The following is a 15837-nucleotide window of genomic DNA, read 5'->3' as shown; positions in this document are numbered from 1 at the left end:
TCACCCGTCCTGCGGGTCCTGGTCGAGTCTGGCTCGGGCGAGGCGTTTGCCGAGGCCGGCCAGCGATTCGTCGGCCATCAGCGCGGCCAGGCGCGGCGCGTCCTCGTCGATCCGGCGCGACACCTCCGGCTGGTCACCGTTGAACCGCGTCCATGCCCGCACCACCTCCGGCATCGCGGCGATGGCCGCGTCCGACAGGATCGCCTCGCGCGGCAGCCACGAGGTCAGGAACCGCGACGCCCGGTCCGGGCTCCACCACAGCGGATGGTCCCCGACGAACTCCCGCAGCGCTCCGAACGCCTCCCGCGCCCCCGGCAGGTCCGGCAGGCCCGCCAGCTCCGCGAACCGCTCCGCCGTGTCGTCGCCCGCCCCGCGCACCAGCCCCGGCACGCTCCGCGCCCGCGCCACCGCCAGCGCGCGTACGCCCGGCAGGGTGTCGGCCACCTCCGCCCCGAGCAGGCGGTCACCCAGCTCGAACGCGTCCAGCACCCGCCCCGCGACCACCCCGGGCTCGGCCGCCGCCAGCCCCAGATCGTCGAGGAACTTCACCTCCTCGACCACGGCGTCCACCGCCAGGCCGCCGTGCGGCTGGTCGATGCCGACGACCAGGACGTGCGGCTCCTTGCCGTTCTCGTAGCGGAAGCTCAGCGCCGCGAGGATCTGCTCGCCGTACGGGTCTGCCCTGCCGTACCAGGCGCCTTCGCAGACGACCCGTCCCATGCGCCGGGTCCATCCCGGCAGTGCCTCCAGCGCCTCTTCCGCGGCCCGCCCGAACACCGACCCGCCCGGGGCTTCGCCGGGCTCAGGGACGGCGTCGGCCTGCTCATGGGGCGCCACCGCGGCCAGGGCCGCGAGCGTCAACCGCGCCTCCGCGCCGCCGTCGCCGGTCAGCTCGCGGAGGAACGGCTCCAGCTGTCCCGGCTCCAGCTCGGCCGTCAGCCGGGCCGCCCAGAGCTCGGTCCTGAGCGGGGAACGCCACCTGAGCAGGTCGCGAGCCTGCGCGAGCGCCGCCTTGAACGTCGAAGTGCTCACACTCCGACCGTAGCCCCCGCGCCGGCCTCGTCGCGCCCCGGGTGGCGGGGCGCGACTACTTCCTCAGCCAGAGCATGTAGTACGGGCTGTCCCAGCGGCAGTCGTACTCCTTGTAGTTCTCCATGACGAGCTTGGCCGTCCCCGCCTTGACGCAGTTCGTGAGCGTCCGGAAGCCCTGGTAGGGGACCCAGCCCGCGGCCGTGGCACTGGCCGGGGCGGCGAGGGCGCCGGCGGTGAGGGCGCCGGCCATGGCCAGTGTCACGCCGAAACGTGCGGCTTTCTGTCGCATGACATCGTCCTTCCTTTGTGGGCGGCGCACGCGCCGCCCGTACGGATGGACTCACGCTACAGCTTGTTGATCTAGAAAAATCGGTAATTGTGGATCTTGTCCGGAAGATCCGGCGACCGGTTGAGCGGCCGCCCCGGACAAGTCCCGGCTAGCGGCGGTCGTCGCCGGTGAGGCCCGCCTTGCGGAGGGCTTCGGCCATGGCGCCCGTGGGGGCGGGGCTCTGGCGGCGCTGACCGCCACCACCACGCTGGCCGCCCTGGCCCCGGCCGCCGTCGCCCCCGCGCCGGCCGTCACGACCGCCTTGGCCGCCCTGACCACCTTGACCGCCCTGGCCTCGGTCGCCGCGAGCACCGTCACCACGAGCGCCGTCACCACGAGCGCCGTTGCCCCGGGCGCGGTCGCCGCGGGCGCCGTCACCACGGGCGCCCTCGCCCCGGGCGCCGTTGGAGCGGCGCGGGCCGTCGGACTGGGCCGTGGCGTCGTCCTCCAGGCGCAGGGTCAGGGAGATGCGCTTGCGCGGGATGTCGACGTCCAGCACCTTCACCCGGACGATGTCCCCGGGCTTGACCACGTCACGCGGGTCCTTGACGAACGTGCGGGACATGGCCGACACGTGCACCAGACCGTCCTGGTGGACGCCGACGTCGACGAAGGCGCCGAAGGCGGCGACGTTCGTGACCACGCCCTCCAGGATCATCCCGGACGACAGGTCGGAGATCTTCTCAACGCCTTCCTTGAACGTGGCGGTCTTGAAGGCGGGACGCGGGTCGCGGCCCGGCTTCTCCAGCTCGCGCAGGATGTCGGTGACCGTCGGCAGGCCGAAGGTGTCGTCGGTGAAGTCGTCAGGCCGCAGCGAGCGCAGGGCGGCGGTGTTGCCGATCAGCGACTTGAGGTCGGTCTTGACCGAGCCGAGGATGCGGCGGACCACCGGGTAGGACTCGGGGTGCACGCTCGACACGTCGAGCGGGTCGTCGCCGCCGCGGATGCGCAGGAAGCCCGCGCACTGCTCGAACGCCTTCGGGCCGAGCCGCGGCACCTCCTTGAGCGCGGTGCGGGTGCGGAACGGGCCGTTGGCGTCGCGGTGCCGCACGATGCTCTCCGCGAGCGTGGCGCCGATGCCCGACACGCGCGTGAGCAGCGGCGCCGAGGCGGTGTTGACGTCGACGCCGACCGCGTTGACGCAGTCTTCGACCACGGCGTCGAGCGAGCGCGACAGCTTGGTCTCGGCCAGGTCGTGCTGGTATTGGCCGACGCCGATCGACTTGGGGTCGATCTTGACCAGCTCGGCCAGCGGGTCCTGCAGCCGGCGGGCGATGGAGACCGCGCCGCGCAGCGACACGTCGAGCTCGGGCAGCTCCTGCGAGGCGTACGCCGACGCGGAGTAGACCGACGCCCCCGCCTCCGACACCACGATCTTGGTGAGCCCCGGCATGTGCTTGCACAGCTCGCCGGCCAGCTTGTCGGTCTCGCGGGAGGCGGTGCCGTTGCCGATGGCGATCAGCTCGACGCCGTGCCGCTGCGCGAGCGCGCCTAGCACGGCGAGCGACTGGTCCCACTGCCGCTTGGGCTCGTGCGGGTAGATGGTGGCGGTGTCGACGACCTTGCCGGTGGCGTCGACCACGGCGACCTTCACGCCGGTGCGCAGGCCGGGGTCGAGCCCCATCGTCGTACGGGTGCCGGCCGGCGCGGCGAGCAGCAGGTCGCGCAGGTTGGCGGCGAAGACCCGCACCGCCTCGTCCTCGGCCGCCTGCCAGAGCCGCATCCGCAGGTCGATGCCCAGGTGGACGAGGATGCGGGTGCGCCAGGCCCAGCGCACGGTGTCGTTGAGCCACTTGTCGGCCGGCCGGCCCTGGTCGGAGATGCCGAACCTGGAGGCGATGCGCAGCTCGTAGTCGGGGCTGTCGTCGGGCTCCAGCGTGACGCTGAGGATCTCTTCCTTCTCGCCGCGGAACATCGCCAGGATGCGGTGGGAGGGCAGCTTGGTGAACGGCTCGCCGAACTCGAAGTAGTCGGAGAACTTGGCCCCCGCCTCCTCCTTGCCCTCGCGGACCTTGGACACGAGCCGCCCGCGCGTCCACAGCTGCTCGCGCAGGCCGCCGATGAGGTCGGCGTCCTCGGCGAAGCGCTCGATGAGGATGGCCCGCGCGCCCTCCAGGGCCGCGCCCGCGTCGGCCACGCCCTCGGTGACGAAGCCCGCGGCCTCGGCGGCCGGGTCGAGGGACGGGTCGGCGAGCAGCCGGTCGGCCAGCGGCTCCAGCCCGAGCTCGCGGGCGATCTGCGCCTTGGTGCGCCGCTTGGGCTTGTAGGGCAGGTAGATGTCCTCCAAGCGGGCCTTGGTCTCGGCCGCCATGATCTGCTCGCGCAGCGCGTCGTCGAGCTTGCCCTGGGACTCGATGGACTCCAGGATGGCGGTGCGGCGCTCCTCCAGCTCGCGCAGGTAGCGCAGCCGCTCCTCCAGCGTGCGCAGTTGCGCGTCGTCGAGCGCGCCGGTGACCTCCTTGCGGTAGCGCGCGATGAACGGCACGGTCGCGCCGCCGTCGAGCAGTTCGACGGCCGCCTGCACCTGGCCGTCGCGTACGCCGAGCTCCGCGGCGATCCGCTGGTGAATAGAGAGCACTTGCCTGCCTTTCGATGGTCCCGCCGGTCAATTGTGCAGGACTGCGCCGTCCTTCATGACCAGAGTGCGCGCAGGGTGGACGACCACGGCCTCCGCCGCGCCGCCGCACGGCAGCACGACGAGGTCGGCCCGGTCGCCCGGCTTCAGCCCGTAGCCCCGCAGCCCGAGCAGGCGGGCGCCGCCCGTGGTGGCCGCCTCCAGCGCCAGCTCGATGTCCTCGTCCCTGCGGAAGGTGCTGCGGTAGGCGAGGTGCATGGCCCGCTCCAGCAGGTCGCCGCTGCCGTACGGCCCCCAGAGGTCGCGGATGCCGTCGTGCCCGCAGGCGAGCGTGACGCCCGCTGCCCGCAGCTTCTTGACCGGCGGCACCGGGAAGTCGTAGACCGCCGCGGTGACCAGGGCCACGCCCGCCTCGGCCAGCCCCTGGACCAGCCGGTCCTGGGCGGCCTCGCCGAGCTGGCCCAGCGCGTAGGCGTGGCTCACCGCCACCCGCCCGCCCAGCCCGAGCGCCTTGGTGCGCTCGATGATGAGCTCCAGCTCCCAGCCGCCGAGCGTGCCGCCGTCGTGCAGGTGGATGTCGACGTGGGCGCCGTAGCGCTCGGCCAGGCCGAAGATCACGTCGAGGTGGCGCACCGGGTCGCGGTCGATGCCCGCGGGGTCGAGCCCGCCGACCGCCTCCACGCCGCTCTTGAGCGCCTCCTCCAGCAGCTCGGCCGTGCCCGGGTTGGTCAGCACGCCGTGCTGCGGGAAGGCGACCTGGCGCACCTCGACGGGCACGCGGGCGGCGGCCTCGCGCACGGCCTCCACGCCGCGCAGCCCGACCTGCGGGTCGATGTCGGTGTGCGTGCGCACGTGGGTGGTGCCGGCCGCGCTCATGCGCTCCAGCAGGGCCGTGATGCGCCCGGCGTCGGGCACGCCGAGCTCGGCCCGGCGGCCGAGGTCGTTGCCGATGCGGCCGGCGAGGGTGTCGTCGGCGGAGTGGGGCACCCACGGGCCGCCGTAGAGGGTCTTGTCGAGGTGGCAGTGCGCCTCGACCAGGCCGGGCAGGACGAGCTGCCCGGTGATGTCGGCCACCCGCGCGCCGGGCGCGTCGAGATCGGGGCCGACCTCGTGGATCAGGCCGTCGCGGACGAGGAGGTCGGCGGGCGACCCGAGCCCCCAGGGGAGCCCGCCGCGCAGGAGCACGTCGCTCATGCCAGCACCCTAGACGCCGCCGGTGACGTTTTCCCGGCCGCCGCGGTGACCGGACGGGCCGGCGGTCACATCTGCTCCAGGTGGGAGATGTTGGCCCGGTCGGCGGGGTCGTCGCTGGGCCGGCCGGCGAGCCAGGCGTCGAGGATCTCGCCGAGCACCACGTCGGAGGTGAGGCGCAGGCTCAGGGCGAGCACGTTGGCGTCGTTCCACTTGCGGGCCCCGTCGGCGGTGTAGGCGTCGACGCAGAGGGCGGCGCGCACGCCGGGGACCTTGTTCGCGGCGATGGAGGCGCCGGTGCCGGTCCAGCAGCACACGACGGCCTGCTCGGCGCGGCCCTCGGCGACGTCGCGGGCGGCGAGCTCGCAGGCCCACGCCCAGTCGTCGCGCTCTCCGTCGTCGAGCGCGCCGTGCGTGATCACCTCGTGGCCGCGCCCGCGCAGCTCCGTCACCACCCGCTCGGCCACGCCGTCCCTGCTGTCGGCGGCCACAGAGATCCGCATCCACGCCTCCGCCCGTCGTTCCTCCAGAGTCGTTCCCAAAGAGTACGGCCGGCACCTGCCGGACTGGCGAAAGCAGCGGCGGTGTGGTTGGTTGTGTCGCCAAATGAGCATTGATGTGAGCGATATCCCGGCTCTCGCCCGGGGCTGCGCCGTTCTCGGCACCGGTGGCGGGGGAGACGTCCGCACCGGGTCGCTGGCCGCGGTCCGGGCCATCCGCGAATACGGCCCCGTCCCCCTGGTCAGCCTGGCCGATCTGCCGGACGACGCCCTGGTGGTGCCGCTGTCCGGCATCGGCGCGCCGACCGTCAGCCACGAGATGATCCACAGCGAGGACGAGCCCCGGCGCGTCGCCGAGGAGGTCGAGCGGATCTTCGGCCGTCCGCCGAGCGCCGTCATGTCCTCCGAGATCGGCGGCTCCAACGGCGTCATCCCGGTCGCCTGGGCCGCCCAGCTCGGCCTGCCGCTGCTCGACGCCGACGGCATGGGCCGGGCCTTCCCCGAGGTCCAGATGGTCTCCATGTACGTCGCCGGCCTCCCGGCCGACCTGGTGATCATGTCCGACGTGCAGGGCAACGTGGTCACCATCCGCCCGGTGGACGGCCTGTGGTCCGAGCGCCTGGCGCGGGCGGTGTGCGTGGCGGCGGGCTCGTCCGCGCTGATGGCCGACTACGTGCTCACCGCCGCGGGCGCGCGGGGCGCGGTGATCGAGGGCACGGTCACGTACGCGCTGGAGGTCGGCAGGGCCACCGAGGGCGTCCCCGACCCGCTGGGCGCGCTCCAGGGCAGGCTGGGCGCCGCCCGCCTGGTCACCGGCAAGCTGACCGACGTGGAGCGGCGCACGACGGGCGGGTTCGTCCGGGGCACGGCCACGGTCGAGGGCACCGGCGACGACCGGGGCCGCACGCTCACGCTGGAGCTGCAGAACGAGAACCTGGTCGCGATCGAGGACGGCCGGCCGCTCGCGATGGTGCCCGACCTGATCACGGTCGTGGACACCGAGACCGCCGCCGCGATCCAGACCGAGGGCCTGCGCTACGGCCAGCGCGTGACGGTGCTCGCCTGGCCGTGCGACCCCCTCTGGCGCACCCCGAAGGGGCTGGAGACGGCCGGGCCGCGCGCCTTCGGCTACGAGCTCGACTACGTCCCGGTGGAGGAGGTGAGCGCCCATGTCTGACCTGCGGGTGGGGATCGACGTCGGCGGGACCAACACCGACGCGGTGGTGCTCGACGGCGACGGACGGGTGATCGCCAAGGCCAAGCGGCCGACCACCCCGGACGTGACGGCGGGCCTGCGGGCCGCGCTCGACGCGGTGCTCGCCCCCCTGGGCGAGTCGCGGGAGCGGATCGGCCGCGTCATGCTCGGCACCACGCACGCCACCAACGCCATCCTGGAGCGGCGCAACCTCGGCCGGGTCGCGGTGCTGCGGCTCGGCGCGCCCGCCACGACCGGCGTCCCGCCGCTGTCCGGCTGGCCGGACGACCTGCGCAAGGCCGTCTCGGCGGGCGAGGCGGTGCTGCCCGGCGGCCACTACGTGGACGGCCGCGAGCTGGCCCGCCCCGATCTCGACGCCGTACGCCGCTTCCTCGACGCGGTCGAGGCGGAGGCGGTGGCGGTCACCGGCGTGTTCAGCCCGGCGAGCGGCGAGCACGAGCGGCTGGTGGGGGAGCTGGTCAGGGACGAGTACGGCCTGCCGGTCTCGCTCAGCCACGAGATCGGCTCGCTCGGCCTGCTCGAACGCGAGAACGCGACCGTGCTCAACGCCGCGCTCTACGGGGTCGCCGCCGACGTGACGGGCGCGCTGGTCGCCGCGCTGGCCGAACGCTGTCTCGGCGCCCGCCCGTACCTGGCGCAGAACGACGGCACGCTCATGACGCTGGAGCACGCCGCCCGCCTGCCGGTCGCCACGATCGGCTCCGGCCCGGCGAACTCGCTGCGCGGGGCGGCGTACCTGTCGGGCGTGGCGGACGCGATCGTCGTGGACGTCGGCGGCACCTCCACGGACCTCGGCGTGCTGGCCGGCGGCTTCCCCAGGGAGTCGGCGGCGGCGGTCGAGATCGGCGGTGTGCTCACCAACTTCCGCATGCCGGACATCCTGGCCATCGCGCTCGGCGGCGGCACGGTCGTGCGGGAGCGCGGCCTCGGCCCCGACTCGGTCGGCTACCGCATCGCGGAGGAGGCCCTGGTGTTCGGCGGGGGCACCCCGACCATGACCGACGCCGCCGTGGCCGCCGGCCGCATCCCGCCGGACGATCCCGGCTGGCGGCTTGACATCTCGGAAGCAATCGCCGACATGCTGCAAAGGGCGGTGGCGGCCGCCGACGAGCTGGTCGCCGACGCCGTGGACCGCATGGCGCTGGGCCGGGCCGACCGGCCGCTGGTCGCGGTGGGTGGCGGGGCGTTCGTGCTGCCGGCCACGGTGCCCGGCGCGGGCGAGCTGATCCGCCCGGAGCACGCCGAGGTGGCCAACGCCGTGGGGGCCGCGATCGCGCTGGCGAGCGGCAGAGTCGATACGATCTTGCCTGCGGGAGATAGCCGGACAAAGGCCATCGAAAGGGCCAAGGAGGAGGCGGCGGCCCGAGCCGTGGCGGCGGGGGCGGACCCTTCCCTCGTGGAGATCGTCGATCTCCTGGAGGTGCCGCTGAGCTACCTCTCCGAGCCCGCCGTGCGGGTACACGTCAAAGCAGCCGGACCCCTCGCCCGGTGACAGAACGGAAGGATCCCCCCACATGCGCTGGCACAAGCGTCTGCTCGTCGCCGGTGTGACCGGTGTCCTCGCCCTGACCGCGTCCGCCTGCGCGGGCGGTCAGGTGCGCGGCGCCGGCGGCACACCCGCGCCCCAGCAGAGCGGCACCGGCCAGAGCCGGAGTGCCTCGTCCGACGGCCCGGCGAACGACAGCACGTTCGTCTACGTCCCCAACCTCGACGTCGTCACCGACTGGGACCCGGCGACGTCCTACTCCAACGAGATCGTCGCGCTGTCGAACATCTACGAGGGCCTGACCCGCTACGACGCGCGGACCCAGAAGGCCGAGCCGCGCCTCGCGCTGAAGTGGACCGCAGGGGCCGGCGGCAAGGAGTGGACGTTCGAGCTGCGCCCCGGCGTCACCTTCCACTCCGGCAAGCCGCTGACGGCCGAGGCCGCGAAGAAGGCCATCGAGCGGACGATCGACAAGAAGGGCGGCGCGGCCTACATCTGGGACGCCGTGGACAAGATCGACGCCCTGGACGACAAGACGCTCAAGTTCACCCTGAAGTACCCGGCCCCGCTCGACCTCATCGCCTCCTCCGGCTACGCCGCCTACATCTACGACGTCGGCGCCGTGGACACCGACGGCAAGAAGGACGCCGGCACCGGGCCGTACACCATCGACACCTGGCAGAAGGGCAAGGAGACCGAGCTCACGCTGAAGGCGTACGAGGACTACTGGGGCGGATGGAAGCCCGACCAGTACAAGAAGGTCGCCTTCCGCGTCACCCCGGAGATCACCACCGCCTGGCAGCTCCTGCAGAAGGGCGAGGTCAACTTCGTCCAGCGCCTCAACCCGCAGCTCTTCCAGCAGGCCGGCGCGACGGACGGGGTGCGCACCTCGCAGTCGCCGTCGTTCCAGAACCTGCTCGTGCTGTTCAACACCGCCTCCGGCCCGGCCAAGGACGAGCGGGTGCGCAAGGCGCTGCAGGCGGCCATCGACTACGACGGCCTGGTGGCCGCGCTCAAGGGCTCCGGGCAGAAGGCCAGCGGCCTGGTGCCGGACGGCCTGCTCGGCCACGTCCCCGGCATGCAGCCCAAGCAGGACCTGGCCAAGGCCCAGCAGCTCCTGGAGGAGGCCGGCTACGGCCCCGACAACCCCGAGCTCAAGCTGAGCCTCACCTACGCCCAGGGCGACGACGACCAGAAGCTCCTGGTCACGCTGCTCAGCTCGGCGCTCAAGAAGCTCAACGTCACGCTCCAGGCCCGGCCCATGACCTGGAACGCGCAGTGGGACCTCGGCAAGAAGCGCGGCCAGGACGTCTTCGTCATGTACTGGTATCCGGACTACCCGGACGCCTACTCCTGGTTCCTCAACGTGTTCAAGAGCGCCGACGAGCCGCAGTTCAACCTGTCGTACCTGAAGGACGCGCAGATCGACGCGGGCATCGACGCGTTGCCCGAGCTCACGGCCACCAACCAGGTCCGCGCCGACGAGACCTACCAGGACCTGCAGCGGAAGATCATCGAGGAGCGGGCGGCGGTCGCGGTGCCGTACGTGCAGACCTACCAGCGGGCGCTCTCCGCGGACGTCGAGGGATATGTGGACAACCCCGCCTATCCCAACGTGGTCTTCTTCTACGACCTGAAGCGCGCAGCCTGACCCATGGCACGCCATCTGGCCCGCCGGCTCGGCCAGGCCCTCCTGGTCGTGGCCGGCGTGGTCGTGCTCACCTTCACCGTCATGAGGCTCGTGCCCGGCGACCCCGCGGTCGCCTACGCCGGGCCGAAGGCCACGCCCGAGCAGCTCGCCGAGGTCCGCGAGCGGTTCGGGCTGGACGACCCGCTGCCCGCGCAGCTCGTCGCGTACGTGCGCGACCTGCTCACCGGCGACTGGGGCACCAGCCTGCGCACCCGCCAGCCGGTCCGCGACGACCTCTACCTCGCCTTCCCGGCCTCGCTGGAGCTGGTCGGCGCGGCGCTGGCGCTGGCGATCGTCGTGGGCGTCCCGGTCGGTGTGCTCGCCGCCCGCCACAACCGGCGGCTGCCTGACCTCGGCGTGCGCTTCACCAGCATGCTCGCGGTGTCCGTGCCGGTCTTCTGGCTGGCGCTCACCCTGCAACTGGTCTTCGCGAGCAAATTGGGCTGGTTCCCGATCGCCGGCGAGTACGACTCCTCGCTCGACACGACGAGCCCGCTCACCCTCTGGACCAACATCACGGTCGTCGACGCCCTCATCACCGGCAACTGGCCCATCCTCACCAGCACCCTCCAGCACCTGGTGCTGCCCGCGCTCGTCGTGGCCGCCTATCCCACCGGCGTCATCGCCCAGATGACCCGGGCGGCGCTCATCGAGGAGTCCGGCCAGGACCACGCGCGGATGGAGCGGGCGCTCGGGTTCGGGGAGACGGCCGTGCTGACCAGGTTCGCGCTGCGGCCGTCGCTGGCGCCGGTGCTGTCGATCGTGGCGCTGGTGTTCGCGTACTCGATCGTCAACGGCTTCCTGGTCGAGGCGGTCTTCAACTGGCCGGGCCTGGGCCGCTACGCCGCCGAGTCGATCAAGGCGCGCGACACCCCGGCCATCGCGGGCGTGACGCTGCTGGTCGCGCTCGTGTACACGCTGGCCAACCTGGTCGTGGACCTGCTCCAGGGCGTCGTGGACCCCCGGGTGAGGGCCCGATGAGGCGGCGCTGGCTGCCCAGGATCCCCGACCGTTTCGCCGCGCTCGGCGCGGCCGTCGTCGTGCTCCTCGTGCTGGCCGCGGTCCTCGCGCCCTGGCTGGCGCCGTACGACGCCGACCCCCGGCCCCTGGAGTCGCTGCTGCCGCCGAGCGGCGCCCACTGGTTCGGCACCGACAACGTCGGGCGCGACGTGCTCAGCCAGATCCTGTACGGCGCCCGCACCTCGCTGTTCATCGCCGTCGCCGTGCTCGCGGTCTCGGCCACGGCCGGGGTGACGCTCGGCATGGTCGCCGGCTACGCGGGCGGCTGGGCGCGCGACGTGATCATGCGGATCACGGACGTGTTCCTGGCCTTCCCCGCGCTGCTGCTCTCGCTGGCCCTCGCGGTCGTGCTGCCGCCGAGCGTCAACACGGTCGTGCTGGCCATCGCGGTGACCTGGTGGCCCTGGTACGCCCGCCTGGCCGCCTCCACGGCCGCCTCGATCGCGACGCGCGGCTACGTGGACGCCGCCCGCTGCCTCGGCGTGCCCGCGCCGCTGATCGTGCTGCGGCACGTGCTGCCGAACTCGCTCACCCCCGTCCTGGTGCAGATGTCGCTGGACGCGGGCGGGGTGATCCTGACCTCGGCGGCGCTGTCGTACCTCGGGCTGGGCGCGCAGGAGCCGACCGCCGAGTGGGGGCTCATGGTGCAGCAGGGGCAGACGTACTTCACCACGAGCTGGTGGATGGTGACCTTCCCGGGGCTGGCGATCCTGGTGACGGCGTTCGCGTTCAACGTGCTCGGCGAGGGGCTGCGCAACGCGCTCGACCCGCGGAGGGTGGTCAAGTGATCGAGGTGCGCGAGCTCAGGGTGAGCTACGCCGGACGCGTCGTCGCCGACGTGCCCGAGCTCGATGTGGGCGCGGGCGAGTGCGTGGCGATCGTGGGGGAGAGCGGATCGGGCAAGTCCACGACGCTGCTCGCGCTGCTCGGCCTCCTCCCCGACGCCGAGGTGAGCGGCCGCGTCACCGTCTGCGGCGTGGACGTCATGACCGCCCCGCCGCGCCGGCTGCGCGAGCTGCGCGGCGCGCGGGCGGCGCTGGTCATCCAGTCGCCGCAGGCCGCGCTCGCCCCCGCGACCCGGCTCGGCGTCCTCATGCGCCGCGCGCTGCGGCTGCACGGCAGGGAGGCGACGGACGCGGCCATGGCCGAGGCCATGCGGGCGGTGCTGCTCGACCCCGGGCTGCTGCGCCGCTACCCGCACGAGATCTCCGGCGGGCAGGCCCAGCGCTTCGCCATCGCGCTCGCCATCGCGCTCGGCGCGGAGGTCGTCCTCGCCGACGAGCCGACCAGCGCGCTCGACGTGACCGTACAGGCCGAGGTGGTCGCCGTGCTGCGCCGGCTGCGGGCCGAACGCGGCCTCGCGCTCCTGCTCGTCTCGCACGACCTCGCCCTGGTGTCCACGATCGCCGACCGGGTGCTGGTGATGAAGGACGGCGCGGTGGTCGAGTCGGGACCGGCCGCGGCGGTGCTGGCCGCGCCGGCCCATCCGTACACGCGCGAGCTGCTGGAGGCGCTGCCATGACCATGCTGAGGGCCGAGCGCGTCACCCTCGGGTACGGCGGGCGCCCCGTCGTCCACCCCGTCGTCCACGATGTCAGCCTCGACCTCACCGAGGGCGGCGTCGGCCTGATCGGGGAGAGCGGGTCGGGCAAGACGACGCTGGCGCGGGCGTTCCTCGGCCTGCTCAAGCCGATGTCCGGCGACATCGTGTACGGCGGCCGGCCGCTGCGCGAGGCCGACCCGCGCAGCTTCAGGAAGGACGTCCAGCCCGTCTTCCAGGCCGAGGCGCTCGACCCGCGCATGCAGATCGGCGCGTCCGTCGCCGAGGCGCTGCCGCGCCGCGAGCGGGCCCGCGTGGGGGAGCTGCTGGAACAGGTCGGCCTGGACCCGGCGCTCGCCGCCCGCCGGCCCCACCAGCTCTCCGGCGGCCAGCGGCAGCGGGTGGTGATCGCCCGCGCCCTCGCGGTCGGTCCACGCCTGCTCATCCTCGACGAGCCGACCAGCGCGCTCGACGTGACGGTCCAGGCGCGGATCCTCGACCTGCTCGCCGGGCTGGACGCCGAGCGGCTGCTCATCACGCACAACCTCGCGGTCGTGCGGCGGCTGTGCCGGACCTCGTACGTGCTGTTCGCCGGCCGGGTGGTGGAGTCGGGGCCGACGGCGGAGCTGCTGGCCCGGCCGGCGCATCCGTACACGCTGGCCCTGCGCGACGCGGTCCCCCGCCTCGGCGGGCCGCCACCGGCCGCGACCGGCCGCACGGAGGCCGTGCCGGCGGCGACCGGCTGCCCGTACCGGCTGCGCTGCCCCCTCGCCGTCGCGGAGTGCGAGCGCACACCGGAGCTCCGCGAGGTCACGGACGGCCGCCAGGCGGCCTGTCACCGCGCGGCGGACGTCCTCGGGCAGCCTCCGCTCAGAGGGCCTTCAGGCCGCTGATGACTTCCAGCAGGACCTTCGCGTCCGGTGCGGGGGGCGGGTGCTCGACCTGGACGAGTTCCTGCGCGTACAGGTCGCCGACCAGCACGCGGACCACGCCGATGGGCAGGTTGAGCTCGGCGGCCACGTCCACGAGGCGGGTGGGCTTGGTGCACTTCTGCAGGATGATCAGGTGCTCGGGGCCGAGGCCCACGGGCGCGGTGAGGCCGCCGGCGGTGATGATCACCGCGATGAGGTCGATGGCCTCGCTCGCGGGCACCGTACGGCCCCGGGTCAGCAGATAGGCGGGGACGATCGGACCGGCGTCCTCGTCCAGCCAGCGCTCGTCACTCACTGCGCACCACCCGCATGGGGCGTCTGGGCTCCTCGGCGGGGGCCTCGGGCTCTGCCACGTGCTCTTCCGGGATCAACACGATCGCGGTGGTCCCTCCATATGGTGAACCGCGCAACGTCACGCGGATGTCGTGCCTGGCGGCCAGGCGGGAGACGACGAACAGGCCCAGCCGGTCGCTGTCGGCCAGGTCGAACTCGGGCGGGCTGGCCAGCCGCTCGTTGTACTCGGCCAGCTCCTCGGGGCTCATCCCGAACCCGCGGTCCTCGACCTCGAAGACGAAGCCGCGCGCGGCCTTCTCCCCGCGCACGATGACCTGCGTCTTGTCGGGGGAGTAGACGGTCGCGTTCTCGATGAGCTCGGCGATCAGGTGGATCACGTCGCCGACCACAGGCCCGGCGAGGCGCTCGGCCGGCATCGGCTCGACGGTGACCCGCTGGTAGTCCTCCACCTCGGCCGCCGCGCCGCGCGCCACGTCGAGCAGCGGCACCGGCCTGCTCCAGCCGCGGCCCGGGATGGCGCCGGACAGGATGATCAGGCCCTCCGCGTGGCGGCGCATGCGGGTGGTGAGGTGGTCGAGCTTGAACAGGTCCTCCAGGGCGTCCGGCTCGGTCGCCCGGTGCTGCATGTCCTGGAGCTGGATGCGCTGGCGGTGCAGGAGGGCCTGGCTGCGCCTGGCCAGGTTGCGGAAGACGTGCCGGACGCCCTCCCTGAGCTGCGCCTGGCCGACCGCGGCCTCGACGGCGGTCTGCTGGACGGTGGAGAACGCCTGCCCGACGTCGTCGATCTCGGTGGTGGTGCTCGGCACCGACACCTCGGGCAGCTCGACCGTCTCGCCCTTGCGCAGCTTGGCCACCACCTGGGGCAGCCGCTCCTGGGCGACCTCCAGCGCGGCCAGCCGGAGCGCGCCCAGCTCCTTCGACAACCGGTTGCCCATCCGCAGCGAGAACGCGATCGACACGACCACCAGCGCCAGGCAGAGCCCGGCCAGCATGAACGCCCGGCGCAGCACCTCGTCGGCGATCGGCTCGGCGCGGGCGTTCAGCGTCGCGCTGGCCCGCATGAGCGACTCCTGGAACGACTTCGCCAGCGCCTCGGTCGTGGCCAGCCAGCTCTTGGGCGTGCGGCCCGCGATGATCTGGTCCTCCATCATCCGCATCCGCTGGTAGGCGGGGGAGGAGATGAGGGAGACGTCGGCGTCGCGCAGCGGCCGGTCGAGCTCGCTCAGCGACTGGTCGACGAGGAAGCGCCGGTTGCCGACGATCTGGGTGAACAGCCTGCGCTCGGTCTCGGTGACCGGCCCGAGCGCGATGGCCTGCTCCCTGGTCAGCAGCTCCTTGGCGAAGCCGAGGTCGATGATCACGCGCGACTGCTCGTAGATGGGGATGTCGTCGATGAGGGCGACGTGCCGGTGCAGGCTGAAGATCGTGTCGATGATCGCGCTGTACGACTCCACGGTGTGCAGACGGTCGGACAGGCCCGCGTCGATCTCTCCTCGGATCGCGTCGAGCCTGTCGAGCTGCGTGTCCACCGCGTCCACCTGTGTGCGGATCTCTTCCGATCGGTTCTTGGATGTGCTGGAGAGCTGCCGGAACGTGTCCCTTGCCGCGTCGGTGCGGTTGCGCTGCGCGGCCACGGCGGCGGGGCCGGCCGTGTGGCGCAGGAGCTTCGCCGAGACCAGACGCTCACGCTGAATCTCGCTGATCAGTTTGTACGCGGGAAGGCGCAGGTTCGTCCAGACCGTTTTGTATTCGCGCAGCTCCAAACTCTCGGTCGCCGTGACGGCGGTGATGACTCCCCACAACACCACCATGGAGGCCAGTGGCACCAGCAGCAGTCCGATGATCTTCATGCGGATCGTCCGGCTACGACCCATGGCACCTCACTCCGGTCCTGGTCCCCTGGTGGCAACCCTGGACGGGACAGGCCCTGAGAATAGCAACGCGATCACTGAATTGCCCAATTTTTCGGGACTTTTGGGCACGTGCCGCCGGTCTTCATGATCTTGGAGTAGGTTTCCCGAGTACGTCGCTGA

14 protein-coding genes are annotated in these 15837 nt (G+C 72.8%); 7 read left to right on the top strand and 7 right to left on the bottom strand.

Annotated features, from left to right (window positions below):
* The 5 genes from ACBR40_RS10905 to ACBR40_RS10885 all read right to left on the bottom strand — a co-directional run bounded on the left by ACBR40_RS10905 (position 1) and on the right by ACBR40_RS10885 (position 5629).
* Positions 1–1032, bottom strand: a complete 1032-nt coding sequence (locus ACBR40_RS10905) for a hypothetical protein (protein WP_371248582.1) — start codon at positions 1030–1032, stop codon at positions 1–3.
* Between the two features lie 55 nt (positions 1033–1087).
* The gene (locus ACBR40_RS10900; RefSeq protein WP_371248581.1) at positions 1088–1321 is read right to left on the bottom strand and encodes a hypothetical protein; all 234 of its coding nucleotides are present in this window, start codon (positions 1319–1321) and stop codon (positions 1088–1090) included.
* A gap of 148 nt (positions 1322–1469) precedes the next feature.
* Positions 1470–3938, bottom strand: a complete 2469-nt coding sequence (locus ACBR40_RS10895) for a Tex family protein (protein ID WP_371248580.1) — start codon at positions 3936–3938, stop codon at positions 1470–1472.
* A 27-nt stretch (positions 3939–3965) separates the two neighbouring features.
* Positions 3966–5129: an amidohydrolase gene (locus ACBR40_RS10890; RefSeq protein ID WP_371248579.1), complete on the bottom strand. Its 1164-nt coding sequence runs from the start codon at positions 5127–5129 to the stop codon at positions 3966–3968.
* Positions 5130–5194: 65 nt separating this feature from the next.
* A complete protein-coding gene (locus ACBR40_RS10885; RefSeq protein WP_344206721.1) occupies positions 5195–5629 on the bottom strand; it encodes an RpiB/LacA/LacB family sugar-phosphate isomerase in 435 nt (144 codons plus the stop codon).
* 115 nt (positions 5630–5744) lie between these two features.
* On the opposite strand from ACBR40_RS10885, the gene ACBR40_RS10880 reads away from it, so the two are divergent.
* Genes ACBR40_RS10880 through ACBR40_RS10850 form a run of 7 tightly spaced genes read left to right on the top strand, consistent with a single transcriptional unit; the run spans position 5745 to position 13471 of the window.
* On the top strand, positions 5745–6803 hold the full coding sequence (locus ACBR40_RS10880) for a DUF917 domain-containing protein (protein WP_371248578.1): 1059 nt from the start codon (positions 5745–5747) through the stop codon (positions 6801–6803).
* A complete protein-coding gene (locus tag ACBR40_RS10875) occupies positions 6796–8334 on the top strand; it encodes a hydantoinase/oxoprolinase N-terminal domain-containing protein (protein ID WP_371248577.1) in 1539 nt (512 codons plus the stop codon). The genes ACBR40_RS10880 and ACBR40_RS10875 overlap by 8 nt, the downstream gene beginning before the upstream one ends.
* A gap of 22 nt (positions 8335–8356) precedes the next feature.
* On the top strand, positions 8357–9979 hold the full coding sequence (locus ACBR40_RS10870) for an ABC transporter substrate-binding protein (RefSeq protein ID WP_371248576.1): 1623 nt from the start codon (positions 8357–8359) through the stop codon (positions 9977–9979).
* 3 nt (positions 9980–9982) lie between these two features.
* The gene (locus ACBR40_RS10865; protein WP_344206725.1) at positions 9983–10999 is read left to right on the top strand and encodes an ABC transporter permease; all 1017 of its coding nucleotides are present in this window, start codon (positions 9983–9985) and stop codon (positions 10997–10999) included.
* Positions 10996–11826 carry an ABC transporter permease gene (locus ACBR40_RS10860; protein WP_371248575.1) on the top strand — a complete coding sequence of 277 codons (831 nt, stop codon included), beginning with the start codon at positions 10996–10998 and terminating at the stop codon, positions 11824–11826. The genes ACBR40_RS10865 and ACBR40_RS10860 overlap by 4 nt, the downstream gene beginning before the upstream one ends.
* A complete protein-coding gene (locus ACBR40_RS10855) occupies positions 11823–12560 on the top strand; it encodes a dipeptide/oligopeptide/nickel ABC transporter ATP-binding protein (RefSeq protein WP_371248574.1) in 738 nt (245 codons plus the stop codon). The genes ACBR40_RS10860 and ACBR40_RS10855 overlap by 4 nt, the downstream gene beginning before the upstream one ends.
* Positions 12557–13471 (top strand): ABC transporter ATP-binding protein, encoded by a 915-nt coding sequence (locus ACBR40_RS10850; protein WP_371248573.1) that lies wholly within the window; start codon positions 12557–12559, stop codon positions 13469–13471. The genes ACBR40_RS10855 and ACBR40_RS10850 overlap by 4 nt, the downstream gene beginning before the upstream one ends.
* Here ACBR40_RS10850 and ACBR40_RS10845 read toward each other — a convergent pair.
* Together ACBR40_RS10845 and ACBR40_RS10840 are read right to left on the bottom strand one after the other, a co-directional pair.
* Positions 13449–13805, bottom strand: a complete 357-nt coding sequence (locus ACBR40_RS10845; RefSeq protein ID WP_329590998.1) for a DUF742 domain-containing protein — start codon at positions 13803–13805, stop codon at positions 13449–13451. The two genes, ACBR40_RS10850 and ACBR40_RS10845, sit on opposite strands and share 23 nt — an antisense overlap.
* Positions 13798–15654, bottom strand: a complete 1857-nt coding sequence (locus ACBR40_RS10840; protein WP_364453422.1) for a nitrate- and nitrite sensing domain-containing protein — start codon at positions 15652–15654, stop codon at positions 13798–13800. Before ACBR40_RS10840 ends, ACBR40_RS10845 begins: the two co-directional genes overlap by 8 nt.
* Between the last annotated feature and the right edge of the window lie 183 nt (positions 15655–15837).

Source organism: Nonomuraea sp. AD125B (assembly GCF_041402765.1).
Lineage (GTDB): Bacteria > Actinomycetota > Actinomycetes > Streptosporangiales > Streptosporangiaceae > Nonomuraea > Nonomuraea bangladeshensis.
This window is presented reverse-complemented; position numbering and strand designations above follow the sequence as displayed.

What these genes read in the sequence shown, in the direction of transcription:
- ACBR40_RS10900 (WP_371248581.1), bottom strand. Translation starts at nt 1,321, where the DNA reads ATGCGACAGAAAGCCGCACGTTTCGGCGTGACACTGGCCATGGCCGGC.
- ACBR40_RS10890 (WP_371248579.1), bottom strand. Translation starts at nt 5,129, where the DNA reads ATGAGCGACGTGCTCCTGCGCGGCGGGCTCCCCTGGGGGCTCGGGTCG.
- ACBR40_RS10885 (WP_344206721.1), bottom strand. Translation starts at nt 5,629, where the DNA reads ATGCGGATCTCTGTGGCCGCCGACAGCAGGGACGGCGTGGCCGAGCGG.
- ACBR40_RS10875 (WP_371248577.1), top strand. Translation starts at nt 6,796, where the DNA reads ATGTCTGACCTGCGGGTGGGGATCGACGTCGGCGGGACCAACACCGAC.
- ACBR40_RS10870 (WP_371248576.1), top strand. Translation starts at nt 8,357, where the DNA reads ATGCGCTGGCACAAGCGTCTGCTCGTCGCCGGTGTGACCGGTGTCCTC.
- ACBR40_RS10865 (WP_344206725.1), top strand. Translation starts at nt 9,983, where the DNA reads ATGGCACGCCATCTGGCCCGCCGGCTCGGCCAGGCCCTCCTGGTCGTG.
- ACBR40_RS10860 (WP_371248575.1), top strand. Translation starts at nt 10,996, where the DNA reads ATGAGGCGGCGCTGGCTGCCCAGGATCCCCGACCGTTTCGCCGCGCTC.
- ACBR40_RS10850 (WP_371248573.1), top strand. Translation starts at nt 12,557, where the DNA reads ATGACCATGCTGAGGGCCGAGCGCGTCACCCTCGGGTACGGCGGGCGC.
- ACBR40_RS10840 (WP_364453422.1), bottom strand. Translation starts at nt 15,654, where the DNA reads ATGAAGATCATCGGACTGCTGCTGGTGCCACTGGCCTCCATGGTGGTG.